The organism is Pseudomonas sp. CIP-10 (assembly GCF_020911845.1).
Lineage (GTDB): Bacteria > Pseudomonadota > Gammaproteobacteria > Pseudomonadales > Pseudomonadaceae > Aquipseudomonas > Aquipseudomonas alloputida.
Genome location: NZ_CP087160.1, coordinates 4,193,111 through 4,215,323 on the forward strand (window position 1 = coordinate 4,193,111; position 22,213 = coordinate 4,215,323).

General features: G+C 62.2%; 16 protein-coding genes. 6 read left to right on the forward strand and 10 right to left on the reverse strand.

Annotation, left to right across the window (positions count from 1 at the left end):
* Positions 1-50: 50 nt before the first annotated feature.
* The 8 genes from LMH93_RS18965 to ppsA form a co-directional block, all read right to left on the reverse strand.
* Entirely contained in the window at positions 51-1,085 is a 1,035-nt protein-coding gene (locus LMH93_RS18965) for an OmpA family protein (protein WP_003248667.1), read from the reverse strand.
* Positions 1,086-1,196: 111 nt separating this feature from the next.
* The gene (sigX, locus tag LMH93_RS18970; protein ID WP_003248665.1) at positions 1,197-1,763 is read right to left on the reverse strand and encodes an RNA polymerase sigma factor SigX; all 567 of its coding nucleotides are present in this window, start codon (positions 1,761-1,763) and stop codon (positions 1,197-1,199) included.
* 113 nt (positions 1,764-1,876) lie between these two features.
* The gene (locus LMH93_RS18975; protein WP_003248659.1) at positions 1,877-2,701 is read right to left on the reverse strand and encodes a mechanosensitive ion channel family protein; all 825 of its coding nucleotides are present in this window, start codon (positions 2,699-2,701) and stop codon (positions 1,877-1,879) included.
* A gap of 2 nt (positions 2,702-2,703) precedes the next feature.
* Complete coding sequence (locus LMH93_RS18980) at positions 2,704-2,976, reverse strand: hypothetical protein (protein WP_003248657.1); 273 nt, start codon at positions 2,974-2,976, stop codon at positions 2,704-2,706.
* Between the two features lie 87 nt (positions 2,977-3,063).
* The gene (locus tag LMH93_RS18985; protein ID WP_003248655.1) at positions 3,064-4,059 is read right to left on the reverse strand and encodes a zinc transporter ZntB; all 996 of its coding nucleotides are present in this window, start codon (positions 4,057-4,059) and stop codon (positions 3,064-3,066) included.
* Positions 4,060-4,086: 27 nt separating this feature from the next.
* Entirely contained in the window at positions 4,087-4,578 is a 492-nt protein-coding gene (rraA, locus tag LMH93_RS18990; protein ID WP_003248652.1) for a ribonuclease E activity regulator RraA, read from the reverse strand.
* A 508-nt stretch (positions 4,579-5,086) separates the two neighbouring features.
* Positions 5,087-6,079 carry an alpha/beta fold hydrolase gene (locus tag LMH93_RS18995; RefSeq protein ID WP_014753965.1) on the reverse strand — a complete coding sequence of 331 codons (993 nt, stop codon included), beginning with the start codon at positions 6,077-6,079 and terminating at the stop codon, positions 5,087-5,089.
* A 101-nt stretch (positions 6,080-6,180) separates the two neighbouring features.
* Complete coding sequence (ppsA, locus tag LMH93_RS19000; RefSeq protein WP_185280134.1) at positions 6,181-8,556, reverse strand: phosphoenolpyruvate synthase; 2,376 nt, start codon at positions 8,554-8,556, stop codon at positions 6,181-6,183.
* Between the two features lie 191 nt (positions 8,557-8,747).
* Here ppsA and ppsR point away from each other — a divergent pair, with 191 nt between their 5' ends.
* On the forward strand, positions 8,748-9,566 hold the full coding sequence (gene ppsR, locus LMH93_RS19005) for a posphoenolpyruvate synthetase regulatory kinase/phosphorylase PpsR (protein ID WP_003248634.1): 819 nt from the start codon (positions 8,748-8,750) through the stop codon (positions 9,564-9,566).
* A 272-nt stretch (positions 9,567-9,838) separates the two neighbouring features.
* Here ppsR and LMH93_RS19010 read toward each other — a convergent pair whose 3' ends face one another.
* The gene (locus LMH93_RS19010; RefSeq protein WP_004576879.1) at positions 9,839-14,704 is read right to left on the reverse strand and encodes an NAD-glutamate dehydrogenase; all 4,866 of its coding nucleotides are present in this window, start codon (positions 14,702-14,704) and stop codon (positions 9,839-9,841) included.
* Positions 14,705-14,978: 274 nt separating this feature from the next.
* Here LMH93_RS19010 and LMH93_RS19015 point away from each other — a divergent pair, with 274 nt between their 5' ends.
* Positions 14,979-15,332 carry a hypothetical protein gene (locus tag LMH93_RS19015; protein ID WP_003248629.1) on the forward strand — a complete coding sequence of 118 codons (354 nt, stop codon included), beginning with the start codon at positions 14,979-14,981 and terminating at the stop codon, positions 15,330-15,332.
* A 199-nt stretch (positions 15,333-15,531) separates the two neighbouring features.
* Here the strand turns inward: LMH93_RS19015 and LMH93_RS19020 are convergent, their stop codons facing one another.
* Positions 15,532-16,437, reverse strand: coding sequence for a LysR family transcriptional regulator (locus LMH93_RS19020; RefSeq protein ID WP_230064450.1), 906 nt, complete (start codon positions 16,435-16,437; stop codon positions 15,532-15,534).
* A 123-nt stretch (positions 16,438-16,560) separates the two neighbouring features.
* Between LMH93_RS19020 and lysA the strand changes: the two genes are divergently transcribed.
* The 4 genes from lysA to LMH93_RS19040 all read left to right on the forward strand — a co-directional run bounded on the left by lysA (position 16,561) and on the right by LMH93_RS19040 (position 22,059).
* Positions 16,561-17,793: a diaminopimelate decarboxylase gene (lysA, locus tag LMH93_RS19025; RefSeq protein WP_230064451.1), complete on the forward strand. Its 1,233-nt coding sequence runs from the start codon at positions 16,561-16,563 to the stop codon at positions 17,791-17,793.
* Positions 17,794-18,020: 227 nt separating this feature from the next.
* Positions 18,021-18,521 (forward strand): sigma-70 family RNA polymerase sigma factor, encoded by a 501-nt coding sequence (locus LMH93_RS19030; RefSeq protein WP_014859059.1) that lies wholly within the window; start codon positions 18,021-18,023, stop codon positions 18,519-18,521.
* A gap of 5 nt (positions 18,522-18,526) precedes the next feature.
* Positions 18,527-19,462: a FecR domain-containing protein gene (locus tag LMH93_RS19035; protein ID WP_100774536.1), complete on the forward strand. Its 936-nt coding sequence runs from the start codon at positions 18,527-18,529 to the stop codon at positions 19,460-19,462.
* A gap of 110 nt (positions 19,463-19,572) precedes the next feature.
* A complete protein-coding gene (locus LMH93_RS19040) occupies positions 19,573-22,059 on the forward strand; it encodes a TonB-dependent siderophore receptor (protein WP_230064452.1) in 2,487 nt (828 codons plus the stop codon).
* The last annotated feature ends 154 nt before the right edge of the window (positions 22,060-22,213 follow it).

Genomic DNA, 22,213 nt, shown 5'->3' on the forward strand with positions numbered 1-22,213 from the left:
GCAAAGAAAAACCCGGCCGAGGCCGGGTTTTTCATGAAGCTTCAAACCAATTACTTGGCCTGGGCTTCTACCTGAGCTTCAACGCGACGGTTGATAGCACGGCCTTCTTCGGTGGCGTTGTCAGCAACCGGACGGGTTTCGCCGTAGCCTACCGAGTCAACACGGCTGGATTCTACGCCGTACTGCTGGGTCAGCACTTGCTTGACAGCGTTGGCACGACGCTCGGACAGCTTCTGGTTGTAAGCGTCTGGACCCACGGAGTCAGTGTGACCTTCAACCACGGTGGTGGTTTGTGGGTACTGCTTCATGAAGTCAGCCAGGTTTTTGATGTCGCCGTAGCTGTTAGGCTTGACGACCGACTTGTCGAAGTCGAACTTGACGTCCAGCTCAACGCGAACGACTTCGGCAACAGCCGGGCAGCCGTCGGCGTCAACGGTAACGTTGGCCGGGGTGTCTGGGCACTTGTCGACGTTGTCGCACACGCCATCGTTGTCGGAGTCGGAGCAGACTTCAGCAACTGGAGCAGGAGCAGCTTCAGCTTGCTTCGGGCTACCGCCGAAGTTCAGGCCAACACCAACGCTCGGGGCCCACTCGGTGTCGCCCTGGTCGATGTTGTACTGAGCTTCTACGCCGGCACGGGCATAGAACATGTCGGTGATGTACCACTTGGCGCCAGCGCCAACGTTGGCGAAGGTGGAGTGGTCACGACCGCCACGGCCGGTCTGGCCCAGCGACTGGTGCGAGAAACCAGCGGAAACGTACGGACGGATGGCGTCGTACGGGTTGTTGAAGTGGTAAACGGCGTCCAGGGCGGTGTTCGAGCCCTTGATGTTCTTGCCGTCTTCGCCACGAGCGTTGTGCACTTCGTCGTAGCCCAGACGCAGCTCAACGTCGTCGGTCAGGAAGTAACCGATCGAGCCGCCGAACAGGTTGCCGTCGTTCTTGAAGTCGCGCTGGCTGTCGAAGAATTCTTTCTTGTAGAAGATTTCAGTCTCGACGGCGCCTTGACCTTGTGCCATAGCGCCAATCGAAGTGGCGGCTACAAGCGAACCAATGGCCAAGCCCAAGGTGTTTTTCAATTTCATCCGTTAAATCCCCATCTGGTGATAGTTAAGCAGTCCCACCACAAACAAGAGGGACAACTCGACGGCGAGTCTAGCAGAACTCGCCGGTTCGTTAGAGATATTTGCACGCCCCTAAGTTTCATCAAGGCCGGCAAATTTCTCCCGAAGCTTGTCTAGCGCGCGCTTGTAACGCATTTTCGTCGCGCTCAGGCCCATGTGCATGATGTCGGCAATTTCCTGAAATTCCAGCTCTGCGACAAAACGCAGAACCAGAATTTCCCGGTCAATCGGGTTCACATGCACCAGCCACTTGTCCAGCCCGCCTTTTTCTTCCGGCTTTGGAGCCTTGTCCTCGGACGCCTCTTCAACAGGGTCCAGACTCAAGGCATCCATCAACCGACGTTTGCGGCGCTCCTTGCGGTACTGGGTAATGCACTCGTTGTAGGTGATGCTGTAGAGCCAGGTCTTGAACTTCGACTTACCCTCGAAGTTTTTCAGCCCGTACAGCACTTTCAGCATCACTTCCTGACAGACATCGTCCGCGTCACGGTCGTTCCCCAGATAACGCGCACAGACGTTGAACAGGGTCCGTTGGTAGCGCCGCATGAGCTCTTCATAGGCGCGGGTAACGTGGTACAGCTCCTCATGCGAACGCGCCACCAACTCTTCGTCTGTGAGCTCGCGGGGGTCATAGCGCATGGGCGGCGAATGAACTTTATTCAAAACGGATCTGGCCGACAGTCAGGTCAATGTCGCCGCGCGACCCCGTGGGTCGAATTTCGCGGCGGCATACATTAACAGCTTTTGTGCGGTTAGCGGCTATTGACGCGCTGTTCAAGCAGCTCGCGGTTAGACAGCGACACCAGTTCGCCATCATCGGTCAGCAGCGTCGTCTTCACCGTACCGATCTCCTCGATATGCCCTTCGACCTCTCCAATCCGCACCTGCTGGCCCACTTGGTACAGCTCGCGCACGTAGATGCCGGCCAGGATCTGCCCGGCAATTTCGCGACTGCCAAGGCCCATGGCCAAGGCAACGGCCAGACCAACGGTAATCAGCCCGATAACGATGACGTGGTTCAGCAGGTCGGTTTTCACTTCCAGCTGGCTGATGGCTACCGAGATGCTGATGATGATCACAAGGCCTTGGGTGATACGCCCCAGGCCTGCCGAGTATTCCAGGCCGATGCCTTCGGCAGCGCCACGCACCAGGCCGTTGGCCACCTGCGCCAGCAGCACGCCGGCCAGCAGCACCAGGGCCGCGCCGAACACTTTGGGCAAGTACAGGGCGAGCATGTCGAGGGTTGCCGAAACCCGCTCCAGGCCCAGCGATTCGGCGGCCGAGACCAGGAAGATGAGCAGCACGAACCAATAGACGATCTTGCCGATCAGGGTCGAGATTGGCACCTGGATGCCGCCCCGACCGAGCATTTTGGTGAGGCCGGTACCGGCCATCAGGCGGTCCAGGCCAAATTTGGCCAACAGTTTGGACAGCAGCGTGTCGAGCAGCTTGGCCACCACGAAACCGAGCAGCACCACGACCAGCGCGCCGAACAGGTTGGGGATGAAGTTCGCTACCTTGGTCCAAAGGGCAGTCATCGCGGTGACCAGGCTCTGGGTCCAGAGATCGAGTTCCATATTCAATCGGCCTTATCTGCTTTGCTGCCGGGGGCAGCGTTGCGGGAAGAGTGTCGACGCACCGGCGCAACATGCGCCGAGCCATTGTTCACGGCAATCAGCAGCGCCTGGCTCCAACGGCCAAGCAGGCTGAACAGATCACCCGCGCCAACCTGGCGGTTGGCGGTTTTCAGCACGCGACCCAGGCAAGCGGCGTCGTCCCGGTCGTCCCGGTCATTGCCGGAGGGTGACGCCTTGAGCAGGTCGCGCAGGGATTCTTCAAACGGATCGTGCATGGGCACCTCGCGCAGTGTCAGCAAGAGACGAGACGGCCGGGCGACGGGTCACACATCCTGTTGGCACGAAGGTTTCAAATTGCACCGCTATACCCATCGCAACCGCCGGAACAGCCACCACTGCCCCACGGCCAACCCCAGCACGACGATGCAGGCGAACAGGAAGCCCAAAGGGTTTTCCGCCCCAGGGATGCCGCCGACATTGATGCCCAGCAGCCCGGTGACAAAGCTCATGGGCAGGAAGATGCAGGTGATGATGCCAAAGCGGTACATGGTGCGGTTCATCCGCTCGCTGCGCCGCCGGTCCTCGCTTTCCAGCACCAGCGCAGCGCGTTCGCGGGCCAGTTCCAGCTCTTCGAGGTAGCGGATCAGGCTGTTGTTGAGTTCATTCCAGTAATCGGCGTCGGCATTGGCGAACCAGCTCCATTTGCTGCGCGACAACTGCGCGTAGATTTCCCGTTGCGGGGCGAGAAAGCGGCGCAAGCCAGCGGCACGGCGGCGAATCTGCTGCAGGCTGCCCTGCTCCGGGGCATACCGCTCGTCGGATTCGACCTTTTCTTCCTCCAGGTCGACGAGCTCGGCCAGGTCGCTGACCAGGCCCTGGACCTTTTCGGTGAGCAACTCACCCATCAACAACAACAGTTCCGAGGCCGATTTCGGTCCCCTGCCCTGTTCCAGCAGCTGGAGAATTTCATCGCTGGCGCGCAACGGCCGCAGGCGCAGCGAGATAACCCGCTGCGCCTCGGCGAAGATGCGTACCGAAACCATGTCTTCGGGCTCGGCACCCGGGTTGAGGTTGACCCCCCGCAGGAACAGCAACAGCTGTTCGTCCGCCATGGGCAGCAGGCGCGGGCGGGTGTTTTCTTCCAGCAGCAGCTCGCAGGCGAACTCGCTCAGGCCGCTGTCGTGCAGCAGCCAGGAGCGGGTTTGCGGATGGCTGCGATCCCAGTGCAGCCACAGGCTCTGCTCCGGTTGCAACTGCAGGTCGTCCAGTTCGGTACGGGCAATAGAACGCGCGCCGCCTTTGCCATCGAGCACCAGGGCATGCACCAGCCCCCACTGCGCGTTGTCTTCCTCGAACATCAAAGCTCCATCAGCGCGTGCTGCGCATTACTCCGGCATTTTCAGCGGGCTCGGCGAGACCAGCACGCCATTGTTGTCGGCATACACATATTCGCCCGGGCGGAAGGTGACCCCGGCGAAGGTCACCACCACGTTGAGATCGCCGATACCGCGCTTGTCAGTCTTCATTGGGTGGCTGGCCAGGGCCTGCACGCCAACGTCGGTCTGGATCAGCACGTCGACATCACGCACACAGCCGTAGATCACCAAGCCTTCCCAACCGTTTTTTGCGGCTTTTTCGGCGAGCATGTCGCCCAGCAGCGCACGGCGCAGCGACCCCCCGCCATCGACCACCAGCACTTTGCCCTTGCCGTCGAGTTCGACCTGCTCCTTGACCAGCGAATTGTCCTCGAAACACTTGATGGTAACGATCTGGCCACCGAACGAATCGCGGCCACCGAAATTGCTGAACATCGGTTCCAGCACTTGTACCAGGTCCGGGTAGGCGTCACACAGGTCGGGCGTTACGTAATGCTGCATGGGAAGCTCCTGTCAGTCACAACGAAAGCGGGTATCGGCCAAGGCTACACCTTGGAGGCTGTCGTAGTCATCCGGGACCGGGCAGTCATTTGTATTCATCCTGTCTCGGCCCTTCCACGCGTGACCCGTTCCTGCACAGGAACGCGCCGTTATCCAGGTGTAGGAGCGGGTTTACCCGCGAATACGGTAGCGGCGTCAAAGGTGAACGGCCGGTGGAGATTGGCCAGCAGGGCCGGCCTCTTCGCGGGTAAACCCGCTCCTACACGACGGCCTGTGTCCAACCCCCGATGTGCGTCCACCACCAATCCGGTGTAGGAGCGGGTTTACCCGCGAATACGGTGGCGGCGTCAACGGTGAACGGCGGGTGGAGATTGGCCAGCAGGCCCGGCCCTTTCGCGGGTGAACCCGCTCCTACACGCGGCCTGTGTTCTACCACCGAGGTGTGTCCACCACCAATCTGTGTAGGAGCGGGTTCACCCGCGAAGAGGCCATGACAGGTACAGCAAACTCAGCTGGCAGGCACAGGTTCCGCAACGACAGTGGACGCATGCACCGGCAGCAGCGGGTTGCGCAGCCAGCGCTCCACCAGCGGCCACACCTGCACCTGCGCGGCCTTGCTCACCAGCATGTCGACATGCCCAAAGGCCTCGAAACCTTCTTCACGACCCAGCCGCAGGAACTGCTTGCGCTCGCCGCCCAACTGCTCGAACAGCTTGCGACAGGCCCACACCGGGTCCTGGAAGTCCCCTGCACCGGCCACTGCCAGCAGCGGTACATCCACTTCAGCCAGCCCTGCCCACCAATCGTTCTGCTTGTCGCCAAAGCGCCCGAACAGGCCGTGCCAGCGCATGCTCTCCAAGGCGAGGCCTATCGGCTCGTCTTCAGGCCCACGCTTGAAACGTGGCCCGGATATCTGCCCCCAACGCTTGAGCACCAGCTTCGCGCCCCAAGCCAGCGGCGGCACTTTCAATGGCCAATAGACACGGCTGATCTGGGTACCGAACAACGCCACACTGGCGACTTGCCCAGGCTCCAGGAAGCCGCCACCCAGTGCTGCCGCCAATGTCGTCCCCCCCAGCGAATGGCCCACCCAGTGCGGCGCCTGGCCCGATTGCTCGCGCACGAAGGCGTTGATCAGCGGCAGGTCATCACGGGCGTAGGCAGCAACACTGTTGTGCTTCCAGGCAAGGTTGCGCGGCGACAAGCCATGGCCTCGCATTTCCGGGATCCAGACATCGAAACCGGCGCGCGCAAGGTAGGCGCCCAGGCCAACCCCTTTGGGCGAATACCAGAAACGCCGATTGGAAAAACTACCGTGCAGGAGAATGACCGGCACGCCTTGGGCCTGAACCTGGTCGGCCAGTCCCAGACGGGTGATGGCGAGCTCGACGCTGGGGTCCGGGCCATTACCGGCCTTGATCCGATACACGTCTTCGCTGAGATCGCCGCGGCGCTCGGCACTGAGCAGGGCCACGGGAAATAAAGTGCTGCTGCTTTGCATAAGGTTGCTTGGTGCACAAAAAAGGGCGGGGTCCATTGCTGGAGCTCGCCCTGGAAAAAACCAGGCAGGAGGGCGCCAGACGCCCCCCCGCGTTTACTGCATCAGGCCGCGCCTTGGCCTTCGGCCAGGAAGAACCAGGTCTCGAGTACCGAGTCCGGGTTCAGCGACACGCTTTCGATGCCCTGCTCCATCAGCCACTTGGCCAGGTCCGGGTGGTCCGATGGGCCTTGGCCGCAGATGCCGATGTACTTGCCAGCCTTGTTGCAGGCGGCAATGGCGTTGGCCAGCAGCTTCTTCACCGCAGGGTTACGCTCGTCGAACAGGTGGGCGATGATGCCCGAGTCACGGTCCAGGCCCAGGGTCAGCTGGGTCAGGTCGTTGGAGCCGATCGAGAAGCCGTCGAAGTATTCCAGGAACTCTTCGGCGAGGATGGCGTTGGACGGCAGTTCGCACATCATGATCACGCGCAGGCCGTTGTCGCCGCGGGCCAGGCCGTTTTCGGCGAGCAGGTCGACGACCTGGCTGGCTTCGCCCAAGGTGCGCACGAACGGCACCATGATCTCGACGTTGGTCAGGCCCATCTCGTTGCGCACGCGCTTCAGCGCACGGCATTCCAGCTCGAAGCAGTCACGGAACGACTCGCTGATGTAGCGCGAGGCACCGCGGAAGCCCAGCATCGGGTTTTCTTCTTCCGGCTCGTACAGCTTGCCGCCGATCAGGTTGGCGTACTCGTTGGACTTGAAGTCCGACAGGCGCACGATGACCTTTTTCGGGTAGAAGGCCGCCGCCAGGGTGCTGATACCCTCGACCAGCTTCTCGACATAGAAGCCGACCGGGTCGTTGTAGCCGGCAATGCGCTTGTCGACGCTGTCTTTCAGGTCGGCAGGCAGGCCCGCGTAGTTCAGCAGTGCCTTGGGGTGCACGCCGATCATGCGGTTGATGATGAACTCCAGGCGTGCCAGACCGACACCGGCGTTGGGCAGCTGGGCGAAGTCGAAGGCGCGGTCCGGGTTGCCGACGTTCATCATGATCTTGAACGGCAGTTCCGGCATGGCATCGACCGAGTTCTGCTTGATGTCGAAGCCCAGCTCACCTTCGAAGATGAAGCCGGTGTCGCCTTCGGCACAGGAAACGGTCACGCCCTGGCCGTCTTTCAGCACCTGGGTAGCGTTGCCGCAACCGACAACCGCCGGGATACCCAGCTCACGAGCGATGATCGCCGCGTGGCAGGTACGGCCACCGCGGTTGGTGACGATGGCACTGGCGCGCTTCATCACCGGTTCCCAGTCAGGGTCGGTCATGTCGGAGACCAGTACGTCGCCCGGCTGGACCTTGTCCATTTCCGAGACGTCGTTGATGACGCGAACCTTGCCGGCGCCGATACGCTGGCCAATGGCACGGCCTTCGACCAGCACGGTGCCTTTCTCTTTGAGCAGGTAGCGTTCCATGACGTTGGCGCTGGAACGGCTCTTCACCGTCTCAGGGCGGGCCTGGACGATGTACAGCTTGCCGTCGTCACCGTCCTTGGCCCACTCGATGTCCATCGGGCGCTGGTAGTGCTGCTCGATGATCATGGCCTGCTTGGCCAGCTCGCTGACCTCGGCATCGGTCAGGCAGAAGCGTGCGCGCTCGGCGCGCTCGACTTCGACGGTCTTGACCGAACGACCGGCCTTAGCCTCGTCGCCGTAGATCATCTTGATCGCCTTGCTGCCCAGGTTACGGCGCAGGATGGCCGGGCGGCCGGCCTGCAGGGTGTTCTTGTGCACGTAGAATTCGTCAGGGTTGACTGCACCCTGCACCACGGTTTCGCCCAGGCCGTAGGCGCCGGTGATGAACACCACGTCGCGGAAGCCCGACTCGGTGTCGAGGGTGAACATCACCCCGGCAGTGCCGGTTTCCGAGCGGACCATGCGCTGCACGCCGGCAGACAGGGCCACCAGCTTGTGGTCGAAGCCCTGGTGCACGCGGTAGGCGATGGCGCGGTCGTTGAACAGCGAAGCGAACACTTCCTTGGCCGCGCGGATCACGTTATCGACGCCACGGATGTTGAGGAAGGTTTCCTGCTGGCCGGCGAACGAGGCGTCCGGCAGGTCTTCAGCGGTAGCCGAGGAACGCACGGCAACGGCCATGTTGTCGTTGCCGGCGGCCATTTCGGCGAAGGCCGTACGGATTTCCGAATCCAGGTGTGGCGGGAATTCGGCTTCCATGACCCACTGGCGAATCTGCGCGCCGGTCTTGGTCAGGGCATTGATGTCGTCAACGTCCAGCGCGTCGAGCGCGGCGTGAATGCGGTCGTTCAGCCCACTCTGCTCGAGAAAGTCACGGTACGCCTGAGCCGTAGTGGCAAAGCCGCCCGGCACCGACACGCCGGCACCGGCGAGGTTACTGATCATCTCGCCCAGGGATGCGTTCTTGCCCCCCACATGCTCCACATCATGGACGCCGAGCTTATCGAGGGAAACTACGTACTCTACCAAGGTGATCTCTCCACTAACTGTGTTGGAAAAGCTCAAAAGGCGCCCGCCTGTCTTCTATGACTTGGCCGGGCGTTTGTGGCCTGTACCTGGAAAATAGGCGCTGCAAATGTGGCAGAATGTCGACAGCCGCATTCGGCAAACCGAACTTATCATATCCAAGAATCGTCATCAGCTTAAGGCCCAGATCGCAAATGAAACGAACCGCGTTCTTCATCTCCGACGGCACCGGTATCACTGCCGAAACCCTGGGCCAGAGTTTGCTCGCGCAATTTGAGAGCATTCCCTTCAACAAATTCACCCGTCCTTACATCGATTCGCCGGACAAAGCACGGGCCATGGTCCAGCAAATCAACGCTGCGGCCGAGCGGGATGGGGTCCGCCCGATCATCTTCGACACCATTGTCAACCAGGACATCCGCGAGATCCTGGCGACGTCGAATGGCTTCATGATCGACATCTTTTCTTCGTTTTTATCCCCACTTGAGCAGGAATTGATCGCCCATTCGTCTTATTCCGTGGGCAAATCCCACTCGATTGGTGGCAATTCCAACTACATGGAACGCATCGAGGCGGTGAATTTCGCCCTGGATAACGACGATGGTGCACGCACCCACTACTACGACAAAGCCGACCTGATTCTGGTTGGCGTGTCGCGTTGCGGCAAAACCCCAACCTGCCTGTACATGGCCATGCAGTTCGGCATCCGTGCCGCCAATTACCCGCTGACCGAGGACGACATGGAGCGCCTGCAGCTGCCGGCGGTGCTGAAAAAGCACCACAGCAAGCTGTTCGGCCTGACCATCGACCCCGACCGCCTCACCGCCATCCGCCACGAACGCAAGCCCAACAGCCGTTATTCCAGCTTTGCCCAGTGCGAATTCGAAGTGCGTGAAGTGGAAAGCCTGTTCCGCAGGGAGAACATTCCCAATATCAATTCCACGCATTTTTCGGTGGAAGAGATTTCCGCCAAGATCCTGGTCGAAAAAGGCGTGGAGAGACGGTTCAAGTAACAGCCCCGCCCCCCCTGTAGGAGCGGGTTTACCCGCGAAAGGGCCGGCCCTGCTGGCCAATCTCCAGCGGCCGTTCACCGTTGCCGCTGCCACCGTATTCGCGGGTAAACCCGCTCCTACACGGAGGAGAAAACGCATCAGGGGTTGGGCCCAGCTCGGTGGTTTGGCACAGGTCGCTGTAGGAGCGGGTTCACCCGCGAAAGGGCCAGCCCAGGCATACAAAAAAAGCCCCGGCATCACTGCCGGGGCTTTGTTTTACCTCACCACAAGGCTCAGGACGGCACCACCGCTGCCTGCCCGCTCATGGCCAGGTCGACCAGCTCGCGGTTGGCCACCGCGTACATCGCATAGTCAGTGCCCGTGGCATTGCGCAGGTCGTCGAGCATGGCGCGCCAGCGCTCCACCATTCCCCGATGCTGCTCTGACCACAGCGCCACGCGGGCATCCATGTCTTGCGGTGCATCGGCCATCTGCAGGACCGAAATGGTGATCGCCCGCTGCTGCAAGTCGATATCGTCGCGGAATGCCTCGCGCGCCAGCGCCTGCCAGTTGTTTTCCACCGGCAGGTTGCTGATTTCCTGCAGGTACCAGGTCAGGTCCAGCGCGCTGCCCACGGCGAAGAATGCCTTGGCCACCTGCGCAGGCTCATGGCCGGTAACGTCGGCCGCTTCAATGATCGGCAGCAGGGTGTACAGGTGGCTGGTACCCGCCACCATACGCGCCAGCAACTCCGGCACACCGGCGTCGACAAAGCCTTGGTAGCGCACCATCCAGCGTTCGCGGGTGGGGCCTTCTAGCAGCTCATCAAGCTTCAGGCCCAGCTGCGCAATCTTCGGCCCGAAGTGCGCGGTATCGCGCCCGGCGTCCTGTTCGTTGCGGCGGCTACGCAGGAACCAGCGGGTGGCACGACGACCCAGTCGCATCAGCTCGTCCATCAGGGTGAGCTGGATTTCTGCCGGCACCTGATAGTCCAGCGCCTCGATCTGGCGGAACCAGTGCGGCAGGTGGAAGATATCGCGCACGATCACGTAAGCACCGGCCACGTTGGCCGGGCTCATGCCGGTCGACTCCTTCAGGCGCTGGACGAAGGTGATACCCATGTTGTTGACCAGGTCGTTGGCGATCTGGGTGCTGACAATTTCGCGCTTCAGGCGGTGGCGGCGCATGGCCTCGGCGAACTTGCTGACCAGGGACGGCGGGAAAGCGGTTTCCATGTCACGGGTCAGGTAGTCGTCGTCCGGCACCAGCGATTTGAGCAGTTGCTCCTTGAGGTCGATCTTGCTGTACGAGATCAGCACCGACAGCTCGGCGCGGGTCAGGCCGTGGCCGGCAGCCAGGCGTTCGGCCAACTGCTCTTCGGACGGCAGGAATTCGATGGCACGGTCCAGCTTGCCCCGCGCCTCGAGGTCGGCCATCAGGCGCTTGTACTCGGCAATCCGCTCGCGGGCGCGGCGGGCAGCCAGCGACAATGCCTGGGTCTGCTTGTAGTTGTTGCCCAGTACCAGCCCGGCGACTTCGTCGGTCATGCTGCCCAGCAGCTGGTTGCGCTGCTTCTCGGTCATGTCGCCACCCTGCACCACTTCGTTGAGCAGGATCTTGATGTTGACCTCGTGGTCGGAGCAGTCCACGCCGCCGGCGTTGTCGATGAAGTCGGTGTTGGTGGCGCCGCCGTTCAGGCCGAACTCGACGCGGCCGAGCTGGGTCATGCCCAGGTTGCCGCCCTCGCCCACTACCTTGCAGCGCAGTTCGTTACCGTTGACCCGCAGCGCATCGTTGGCCTTGTCGCCGACATCGGCGTGGCTCTCCGTACTGGCCTTGACATAGGTCCCGATGCCACCGTTCCACAGCAGGTCTACCGGGGCCTTGAGCAGCGCATTGAGCAACTCGGTCGGGGTCAGGCGGTCGGCTTCGATGGCGAAGCGCTCTTTCATCTGCGGGCTGATGGCGATGCTCTTGGCACTGCGCGGGAAGATCCCGCCGCCTTCGGACATGATGCTGGTGTCGTAGTCGCTCCAGGCCGAGCGCGGCAGGTCGAACAGGCGCTTGCGTTCAGCGAAGCTGGAAGCGGGCTCCGGGTTGGGGTCGATGAAGATATGCAGGTGGTTGAACGCGGCCACCAGTTGCAGCTTGTCGGACATCAGCAGGCCATTGCCGAACACGTCGCCGGCCATATCGCCCACACCAATGACGGTGATCGGGTCTTCCTGCACGTTGATGCCGCGCTCGCGGAAGTGGCGCTGCACGCCCACCCAGGCACCGCGCGCGGTAATGCCCATCTTCTTGTGGTCGTAACCGGCCGAGCCGCCGGAAGCAAAAGCATCGCCCAGCCAGAAACCGTAGTCGATAGCGATGCCGTTGGCGATGTCGGAGAAGGTCGCGGTGCCTTTGTCGGCCGCTACCACCAGGTACGGGTCGTCATCGTCATGGCGCACCACGTTGGCCGGCGGAACCACGCCACCGTCCTTGAGGTTGTCGGTGATGTCGAGCAGGCCGGAAATGAAGATGCGGTAGCACGCCACGCCTTCGGCGGCAATCTCGTCACGGCTGCCGCCCAGCGGCAGGCGACGCGGCAGGAAACCACCCTTGGCGCCGACCGGCACGATGACCGAGTTCTTAACCTGCTGGGCTTTCACCAGCCCCAGCACTTCGGTACGGAAGTCCTCTTCGCGGTCGGACCAGCGCAGGCCACCACGGGCAACGTTGCCAAAGCGCAGGTGCACGCCCTCGACGCGTGGCGAATAGACGAATATCTCGAACTTTGGCACCGGTTTGGGCAGTTCGGGGATCAGCTTGGGGTTGAACTTGAAGCTGAAGTACGACTTGTTCTGGCCGTTTGCGTCGGGCTGGTAGAAGTTGGTACGCAGGGTGGCCTTGATCAAGTCCAGGTAGCGCCGCAGGATGCGGTCTTCGTTGAGCACCTGCACGTCATCCAGGGCGCTCAGGATGGCCTGTTCCAGGCGCTGCTGCTTGTCGTCAAGGTCGTCCTGGGTAAGCTTGCGCGCCAGGTAGAAGCGGGTCTTGAACAACCGGGTCAGCTCACGGGCGATGTCGGTGTGGTTGTTCAGGGTGCTGGCGATATAGCCCAGATCGAAGCCCAGACGGATCTGTTTCAGGTAACGGGCGTAGGCACGCAGCAAGGCCACGTCGCGCCACGGCAAGCCGGCGGTGAGCACCAGGCGGTTGAAAGCGTCGTTCTCGGCATCACCACGGACGATGTGGATGAAGGCGTCCTGCAGGGTGTCGTTGAGCTGCTGGATGTCCAGGCTCAGGCCTTCGCTGTAGGTGAAGGCGAAGTCGTGGATCCAGTATTCGCGGCCATTGGCATGGCGCAGGCGGTACGGGAACTCGCCGAGCACGCGCAGGCCGAGGTTTTCCAGAATCGGCAGCACGTCGGACAGCGCCAGCGGGGTGTCGGCGTGGTACAGCTTGCAGTGCAGGATGCGCTCGCCTACCTGGGTCAACGGCTGGTAGAAGCTCATTGCCAGCGGCTTGCTTTCCGACAGGTTCAGCACATGCTGCAGGTCGACCACCGCCGAGTGCGCGGCGAAGCGCTCGCGGTATCCGGCCGGGAAGCCTTTGGGGAAATCGGCGAGGATGTTGGTGCCTTGGGCTTCGCCGAAGTTCTCCACCACCAGTGCCGAGTAGTCGTCATGCCACGAGCGGCAGGCCTGGATGACTTCGCGTTCCAGCTGCTGCGGGTCGATGTCGATACGGTTCTTGGGGTCGACCCGCAGAATCAGTTGCACACGGGCCAGTACCGATTCGGAGAAGAAGGTCCAGAACTCGCAGTCGCTGGCCTTCAGGCGCTCCATCAGCACCTGCTGGATCTTCTGCCGCACTTCGGTGGAGTAGATTTCCCGCGGGACGTAGGCCAGGCAGTAGCAGAAGCGGCCATACGGGTCTTTGCGCAGGAACACGCGGATCTTGTTGCGCTCCTGGATCTGCACGATTGCCATGACCGTGCTGAACAGCTCGTCGATCGGCGTCTGGAACAGGTCGTCGCGCGGCAGCACTTCCAGCACCTGGGCCAGTTCCTTGCCCAGGTGGGCCTTGGGATCGAAGCCCGAACGGCGCTCGACTTCGGCCACCTTCACGCGGATGTACGGAATGGCATGCACGCTTTCGCCATACACCGACGAGGTGTACAGCCCCATGAAGCGGTGCTCCTTGATGACCTTGCCGTCGGCGTCCAGCTGGCGGATCGACACATAGTCCGGGTAGGCCGGGCGATGCACGCGGCTGGGCAGCGCAGCCTTGGCGAACGACAGCAGCAGCGGCTCGTTGAGGTAGGCCACAGCGTAGTCTTCGATGCGCAGCTCTTCTGCGGTCAGGCCCACGCGCAGACGGCGCGGCAAGCCGAGGAACGACTGCTCGTCGTAAACCATCTGGCCGCCATCGGCGTCGCCCTTGACGGTGAATTCTTCATAGCCCAAGAAGGTGAAGTGGTTATCCAGCAGCCACTCGAGGAAGGCCTTGACTTCGCCCTTCTCGTTTTGGGCAGGACCAAAGCCGGTCTGTTCCACCTGCGCCACCACTTCACGCAGCTTGGCCTTCATCGGTTCGAAGTCGGCCACCACCACCCGTACCTCGGCCAGCACCTGCTCGATCTCGCGGGTCAGCACTGTCAGCTCGGCGGCATTGGCGCAGCGGTCAATCTCCAGGTACATCAGTGACTCGTAGCGCACGCCCTCGCCCTGGGTGCCCTTGGGCAGCAGTTCCAACAGCTCGCCCTTGGCGCCACGGCGCACACTGAGCACGGTGGTTTGCAGGGTGTGGATGCTGTAGCCACGGCGGTTGAGCTCGGTACGCACCGAGTCGACCAGGAACGGCAAGTCATGGTGCAACACTTCGACCACGGTATGGGTCGACTGCCAGCCATTACGTTCGTAATCAGGGTTGTACACCCGCACTTGCGGGTATTCGGGGTCGAAACGCTCGATGATGCGCCAGGCTGACAGGGTGCAGCCGGCCAGGTCGGAAAGCCTGCGCTGGGTGAGTTCGTCCAGAGAGATGATGCCGAAGAACTGCTCGGCGAACAGCGCCACTTGTGGCAGGGACTGCTCGCTGATGTGCTGCGCCAGGGCCGCTTGCAGTTGATGCTGGAAGTCGGCTTTGCTGGCTGCGGTGAAGAACGCCATCTGTGGTACTCCGCTTGGGCTTTGTAATAATTGAAGCGTCGCTGCGTGCGCCGTGTACGGATCAACGATAGCCAACCCGTGGCATGACGGACGGTAAAAACCAGACGTTGAACGTGCGCAGGCACGCCCAGGGCTCGCCGAAGCTTAACGACTGATCGGTCATCTACGCTTGCAGCGCTGCGACAATTTCGGTCAAGGGGCGGTAACTTTACGTTTATGCCTGTACGCAAGACTGTCAGAATTCCCTTCCGTTTCCTTTGACCCGAGCCTGCTCATGCAAATCAACACCGCCCTGCTGTTCGCCACCCCTTGCGATGACGAGGAAGACAACATGGCGACCCTGTGCTGCCACAGCGACAAGGGTCAGATGTTCCTGCTTACCCGTTACCCGGACGAGGACACCGTCGACCTGACGCTGGATGACGAGCCGTCGACGCTGGATGGCCTTAAAGTGACCCTGAGCGCCAAGCGCCTGCTGATCGAAGTGGCGGCCGGCGACCGGGACGCGCTGAAGGGGGATGAAGCACTGGAAATCAACCTGACCAGCGAGCTGAGTGACATGGATGAAGTGAAGGAAACCCTGGAGAACATCCTGGCCGGTACTGGAACCTTGGTCTGCGAGCTTTGAACCCTGCCCCTGCCTAGTGGGAGCGCGTTCCCTGTGGGAGCAACTGTCTTGCTCAACTTCTAAAAGCTGGCACGATCCCTGTGGGAGCGGCCTTGCGTCGCGATAGGGCCGCGCAGCGGCCCCAGGATCTCGACATCATGCATAGATTGCTGGGGCCGCTTTGCGGCCCTATCGCGACACAAGGCCGCCCCCACAATGATCAGGCCAGCGCCTGCTGCATCTCTTCGGCCTGCACCCGCAACGCCTCGCAAAACGGCTCCACCGCTACCGATGCCGGCCGATGGTCCGGGCGTATGAGCATCACCTGATAGGGCACCGATACCCGTAACCTGCGGATCGGCAACCCGCCTTGCGCCGCCTCCAGCCCGCTCAGTGGGTTGATGATCGCCACCCCCAGGCCTTGCCTGACCATGGCGCACACCGAAGCGGCACTGGTGGTCTCGATGACCGTGCGGCGGTTAACCCCGGCCGCACGAAAGTGCTGATCCAGACGCTGGCGGTAGGTATCCAGGCTGGCCAGGTTGATGAAATCGACCTCATGGAAATCACTCAGCTCCAGTTCAGCCTTCACCTGCAGCGGGTGATGCTCGGGCAACACGCACACCATGTTGGCACTGAACAGCAATTCACCATACGCGCCGCGCGGTATCTGTTCGACTTCAGTCAGGCCAAGGTCATGCTGCTGGGCAACCAGTGACTCCTCCAGCAAAGGCGACTCCTGCGCCAGAATGCTCACACTCACGCCGCTGTGCTGCTGGTGAAAGCGCTGGCAGGCCTTGGGCAACAAGGTTTGCGAGAACAGCGGCAGGCAGGTGATGGCCAGCCGGCCCTGCTCGAAGTTGCGGATGGCCTGGGCAAAGCGATCGATCCGCTCCAGCCCGACGTAGGCGCGCTCGACCTCTTCGATCAACAGCAGCGCCTGGGCCGTCGCCACCAGGCGCCCGCCCTCGCGCTCGAACAGGTTCAGGCCAGTCACCTGCTCCAGCCGCGCCAGTTCGCGGCTGACAGTCGGCTGCGAGGTGAACAGCAGGCGCGCCGCACCGGTGACACTACCAGCGGCCATGATGGCGCGGAACACTTCGATGTGGCGGACGGACAGTTTCACGGCAGCACCCGGTGAGTCGACAATGGGTATATCAGATATGAATGACTGGCAGAAAAATAGCTATTTTTCTGAATCCACGCTTTGATTCATCCTCGTGGCCTTCCTTATCCGAGTAGCGCCACCATGACCGCACCCTTCACCCTTCTGGCCGAGGCGGTTCGCCAGCACGGCTCGCCGCTTTGGGCGTACGACGCCAGCACCATCGCCGAGCGTGTCGAGCAGTTGAACGTATTCGACACCGTGCGCTTCGCCCAGAAAGCCAACCCCAACCTGCATGTGTTGCGCCTGATGCGCGCCCATGGCCTGGTGCTGGACGCCGTGTCGCTGGGTGAGATGGAACGGGCCTTCGCCGCGGGTGCGAGCGTGGACGGTGACCCTGCCGGCGTGGTGCTGACCTGCGACGCGCTGGACCGCCCCACCCTGGAGCGCGTGGTGGCGTCAAAGATCGAAGTCAATGCCGGCTCCATTGACATGCTGCGCCAACTGGGTGAACGCTCGCCCGGCCACCGCGTGTGGATCCGCATCAACCCGGGCTTCGGCCATGGTCACAGCCGCAAGACCAATACCGGCGGCGAAAACAGCAAGCATGGCATCTGGCACGAAGAGCTGGACGAGGCGCTGGCGTGCATCAAGGCCCATGGCCTGCACCTGGTGGGCGTGCACATGCACATTGGTTCCGGGGTGGACTACCAGCACCTGGAACAGGTGGCCCGCTCGATGATCGAGCTGATCGGCCGCCTGGGCGTGGACTTCGAGGCGTTCTCCATCGGCGGCGGGCTTTCCACGCCTTACCGCAGCACCGACAAACCGGTCGACCTGCAGCGTTATGCGCAGACCTGGGCGGTGGCGCGCAAGGAGATCGAAGCGATGCTCGGCCACCCGGTGCGCATGGAGATCGAACCCGGGCGCTTCCTGGTGGCGGAGTCGGGCTACCTGGTGGCCGAAGTCCGTGCCGTGAAACAGGTGGGGCGCAATACCTTCGTCATGATCGATGCCGGCTTCAACGACCTGATGCGCCCGGCGATGTACGGCGCCTACCACGGCATGACCCTGCTCGATGCCGATGGCCAGGCAGTAGATCGCCCGCGCCAGCCGACCGTGGTGGCCGGGCCGTTGTGTGAATCGGGTGACGTGTTCACTCAGGATGACCAGGCGCTGACCCCGCAGGACCTGCCTCAGGCACAGGTGGGCGACCTGCTGGTGATCCACGATGCCGGGGCCTATGGCGCGTCGATGTCGTCGAACTACAACAGCCGGCCGCTGCTGCCGGAGTTCCTGATCGAGAACGGTGCCCTGCGGATGATCCGCCGGCGCCAGACGGTGCAGGACCTGCTGAGCCTGGAGGCCGGGTTCTAACCACTGCCCTGCAAGCCTGCACGACTCTTTGTGGGAGCGGCCTTGCGTCGCGATAGGGCTGCACAGCAGCCCCACAAATGTAGCCGCGATGCCGAAACCCGGGCCGCTTTGCGGCCCAATCGCGACGCAAGGCCGCTCCCACAGGGTGTGTGCTCGCGGTCCTTGCAATAAGCCCCGCCTCTCGCGACAATGCGATCAATTCCCATTAATATTGCGGTCTTGACGCCATGGCAACGCTCGATCCCCAGGCCCTGCACGAGCTGTACAGCGAAAACAACAGCTGGCTGAAGGGCTGGCTGCGCGCCCGCCTGGGCAACGCCGCCGACGCTTCCGACCTGGCGCACGACACGTTCTTGCGGGTAATGACCGCGCGTAACCCGTTGCCGATCCGTGAGCCGCGCAGCTACCTCAGCGCTATCGCCCGCGCCCTTCTGATAGACAAAGCTCGCCGTCGCATCATCGAAAAAGCTTACCTGCAGGCGCTGGCCCTGCGTCCGGAACCGGTAGAGGTGTCGCCGGAGGTGCGCTTGTCCATCATAGAGATGCTGGTGGCCGTGGACAGCCTGCTCGACGAACTCGGCGCCAAGACCCGCGCCATCTTCCTTGCCGTTCAACTCGAAGGCCTGACCTACGGCGCTGCGGCCGAGCGCTTCGGCGTGTCGATCACCACCGTGAAGAATCACCTGATCAAGGCCATGACTCGCTGCCTGCTGGCAGTCGAAGGCTGACGCCCATGGATCTCAAGACACTCGAAGCCGCTGCCACCTGGTATGTTCAGCTCAACGACGGCGCCAATAGCGAGGCCCGCACCCAGGCCTGGCGACAGTGGCTGCAGGCCAGCCCCCTGCACGCAGCCGCCTGGGCGCGGGTAGAAAAGCTGCAGCAGCAATGGGCCATGGTGCCGCCGCAGGCGGCGCTGTCCGGCCTTGGCGCGGCCCAGGCGCAGCGGCGTGACGTGCTGAAAGTGCTGGGCCTGCTGATGGCCATGGGGGGCGGCAGCTGGCTGGCGGCCGAGCAGGTGCCCTATCGTGCCTTGCTGGCCCAGCACAGTACCCGCAGCGGCGAGCGCCGCGCCCTGCACCTGGAGGATGGTTCACAGCTGGAACTGAACGTGAATACCGCGCTGGATGTGCGCTACGCCACAAAGGTGAGGGCGATTCAGCTGTATCAGGGGGAAATTCTGGTGCGTCCGGTCAGCGATCGTCAGCAGCGCCCGTTTATCGTGCACACCGATGACGGCAGCGTACTGGCCCGCAGTACCGCGTTCAGCGTCCGCAAACTGGCGCAGCAGACCCGCGTGGGTGTGCTTGAGGCCAGCGTCGAAGTTCGCCCCCTGCGCCACCCTGATCGAGTGCTGCAACTGCACGCTGGCCAGCAAGTGAGTTTTGATCAGGATGTCGTCCTCGACGCCCATGCCCTCCCCGCCGATTCCACGGCCTGGTTGCAAGGCATGCTCAGCGTGAACGACTGGCGCCTTGGCGATTTCCTCGAAGAACTGGGGCGCTATCGTCCAGGTGTGCTGCGCTGTGCCTCGTCGATCCAGGCCATGAGCATTTCCGGTGCGTTCCGCATTGACGACACCGATATCGCCCTGGCCAACCTGCCGAAAACCTTGCCCGTGAAAGTGCGCTACTTAAGCCGCTACTGGGTGAGTGTGGAGCCCGCCTGAGCAACTGCAGAAAAACTTTCGCCGCAATCTTGCTGATTTCTATTCTCGTCCGTCCCTGACACAAGCCGCGACGACAGCGACTTTCTGCCATGACTCGGAAGGACCACGAAATGCCACACCTGCACCCTACCCCAGCAACCAAGCTCAGCCATGCCGTCCGCCTGGTGCTGTTCGGCATGTCCCTGGCCAGCGCGCCCGGCCTGTTGCTGATGCCTGCCCAGGCAATGGCCCAAAGCCAGGCCACCTACCATGTCCCCGCTGGCTCACTGGGCAACGCCATCACCCAGTTTGGCGTACAGGCGGGTGTGACCATTTCGTTCGACACCGCACAGACGCGCAACCTCGACAGCGCGGGCCTGGAAGGCAGCTTCAGTGTCGAGGAAGGTCTGGCGCGGCTGCTGGGCAACAGTGGCCTGCAGGCGCAGCGTCAGGGTAATGGTGGCTATGTGCTGGTCGCTGCGCAAAACGGCTCGGCCATGGAACTGGCGCCGATGAACATCGACGCCAACCGCCTGGATGCGACCAGCGAAGGCACCCAGTCCTACGCCGCCCGTGCCATCACCATCGGCAAGGGCGTACACACGCTGAAAGAAACCCCGCAGTCGGTCACCGTGATGACCCGCAAGATGCTCGACGACCAGAACCTCAACACACTGGAGCAGGTACTGGACAAGACCCCGGGCATCACCGTGTATGACTCGCCCATGGGCGGCAAGTATTTCTATTCCCGTGGTTTCAACCTGGATGGCCAGTACCAGTACGACGGCGTGCCCTTGGACGTGGGCGGCAACTACGTGCAGGCCAACAGCTTTTCCAGCGACATGGCGTTCTATGACCGCGTCGAGGTGCTTAAAGGTGCGGCCGGCATGATGAAAGGCTCTGGCTCCTCCGCCGGGGGCGTCAACTTCGTGCGCAAACGGGGGCAGGAAAAAGCCGCCACCACCGTCACCCTGTCAGCCGGCAGCTGGGACAACTACCGCGGGCAAGTGGACGTGGGCGGCCCGCTGAACGCGTCGGGCACCGTGCGGGGGCGCGCCGTGGCGACGCTGCAGGACCGCCAGTACTTCTATGACACGGCCAAGCGCCAGGACCAGATACTGTACGGCGCCATCGACTGGGACGTCACGGCCGACACCACCGTGGGCGCTGGCCTGGCTTACGAGGATGTCGATGCCACCCCTTGCTACGCCGGCCTGCCACGCTACGCCGATGGCAGTGACCTGAAGCTGTCGCGCTCCACCTGCCTGGGGGCCAGCTGGAACGACATGCAAAGCCAGCGTATTACCGGCTTTGCCGACCTCAAGCACCGCTTCAACGATGACTGGACCCTGAACTTCGCCTCGATCTACACCCACAACACCCAGGACATCGAATACGCTTATTCCGAAGGCACGGTACCCGTCGGCGCCAGCACCGCCAGCATGAACGTCCGGGCCGGCCGTTTCGACTACGACCAGGACGACTACGGCTTCGATAGCTATGTCGATGGCAAGTTCGAGGCGTTCGGCCTGCAGCACGAGCTGATCATGGGTGTCAACGCCAGCCGACAGAAAACCCATGATTACTTCGCGCTGATGCTGCTGGACGGCAAGCAGGACCCGTTCAACCCATCCGCGAACTTCACACACCCGTCCAAGGCCGATTACCTGGTCAACCCGAGCCGCGGTGGCAGTGTGCCAACCGATACCACTACCACCCAGTACGGCACTTACGCCAACCTGCGCCTGAAACTGGCAGAGCCACTGACCTTGGTGCTGGGCGCGCGGGTCAGCTGGTACCGTAACAAGAGCGACTCCTATACCCAGTTCTACGATTACTGGGTGCATAATCGCAGCCAGGAAAACGGTCAGGTCACGCCGTTTGCCGCCGTGCTGTACGACCTGAACGAGCAGTGGACCGCCTATGCCAGCTACGCCGACATCTTCCAGCCACAGAGCGACAAGGTGAATGCCGAGCGGCAGGCGTTACAACCAAAGACCGGCGCCAACTATGAAGTCGGCATCAAGGGCGAGCTGCTCGATGGCGCGTTGAACACCTCCTTCAACCTGTTCCGCACTGTCGAGAATCACCGCGCAGAAACGGACTACGTCGATACCTGCCCCTCAGGCGACGGGTATTGCTACAACGACAGCGGCAAGGTACGCGCACAGGGGTTCGAAGCCGAGATCAGCGGCTCGCCGATCGAGCGGTTGCAGCTGTTGGCGGGCTACACCTACACCCAGACGAAGTACCTGAGTACCATCGAAGACACTGACCCGACCGAACTGACCTTCACCTCCAGCTTCATCCCACGGCACATGCTCAAGGTATGGGGTGACTACCAGTTGGGCGGTGCTCTGGAGCGCTGGACCCTCGGAGCAGGCCTGAACAGCCAGAGCGAGAACTTCCGTACCACCGGCACTACCCGTGTCGAGCAGGCGGGCTACACCGTGTGGAACGGCCGTGTGCAGTACCGCCTCGACCCGAACTGGACTGTCGCGCTCAACGGCAACAACCTGTTCGACAAGAAGTACTACGCCACCATCGGCGCGCCGGCGTGGGGCAACTTCTATGGTGAACCGCGCAATTTCATGGTGACATTGCAAGGGGCGTTCTGAAGTACTTTCCGGGGAACGATCGGGCCGCTTTGCGGCCCTGTCTGGATGCGGACCGTATTTAAAATAGCGACCAGGGTGGCGCCTCCACCCAGTAACGATGGGCCTGCCCCGTGACAGCGGACGGGTTGACGTGAAAGGCGATGAAAACCCTGGT

Coding starts and splice junctions, on each gene's coding strand:
- LMH93_RS18980 (WP_003248657.1), bottom strand. CDS start 2,976: ATGCACGATCCGTTTGAAGAATCCCTGCGCGACCTGCTCAAGGCGTCA.
- LMH93_RS18965 (WP_003248667.1), bottom strand. CDS start 1,085: ATGAAATTGAAAAACACCTTGGGCTTGGCCATTGGTTCGCTTGTAGCC.
- rraA (WP_003248652.1), bottom strand. CDS start 4,578: ATGCAGCATTACGTAACGCCCGACCTGTGTGACGCCTACCCGGACCTG.
- ppsR (WP_003248634.1), top strand. CDS start 8,748: ATGAAACGAACCGCGTTCTTCATCTCCGACGGCACCGGTATCACTGCC.
- sigX (WP_003248665.1), bottom strand. CDS start 1,763: ATGCGCTATGACCCCCGCGAGCTCACAGACGAAGAGTTGGTGGCGCGT.
- LMH93_RS19010 (WP_004576879.1), bottom strand. CDS start 14,704: ATGGCGTTCTTCACCGCAGCCAGCAAAGCCGACTTCCAGCATCAACTG.
- lysA (WP_230064451.1), top strand. CDS start 16,561: ATGACCGCACCCTTCACCCTTCTGGCCGAGGCGGTTCGCCAGCACGGC.
- LMH93_RS18975 (WP_003248659.1), bottom strand. CDS start 2,701: ATGGAACTCGATCTCTGGACCCAGAGCCTGGTCACCGCGATGACTGCC.
- LMH93_RS18995 (WP_014753965.1), bottom strand. CDS start 6,079: ATGCAAAGCAGCAGCACTTTATTTCCCGTGGCCCTGCTCAGTGCCGAG.
- LMH93_RS19035 (WP_100774536.1), top strand. CDS start 18,527: ATGGATCTCAAGACACTCGAAGCCGCTGCCACCTGGTATGTTCAGCTC.
- LMH93_RS19030 (WP_014859059.1), top strand. CDS start 18,021: ATGGCAACGCTCGATCCCCAGGCCCTGCACGAGCTGTACAGCGAAAAC.
- LMH93_RS19040 (WP_230064452.1), top strand. CDS start 19,573: ATGCCACACCTGCACCCTACCCCAGCAACCAAGCTCAGCCATGCCGTC.
- LMH93_RS19015 (WP_003248629.1), top strand. CDS start 14,979: ATGCAAATCAACACCGCCCTGCTGTTCGCCACCCCTTGCGATGACGAG.
- LMH93_RS18985 (WP_003248655.1), bottom strand. CDS start 4,059: ATGTTCGAGGAAGACAACGCGCAGTGGGGGCTGGTGCATGCCCTGGTG.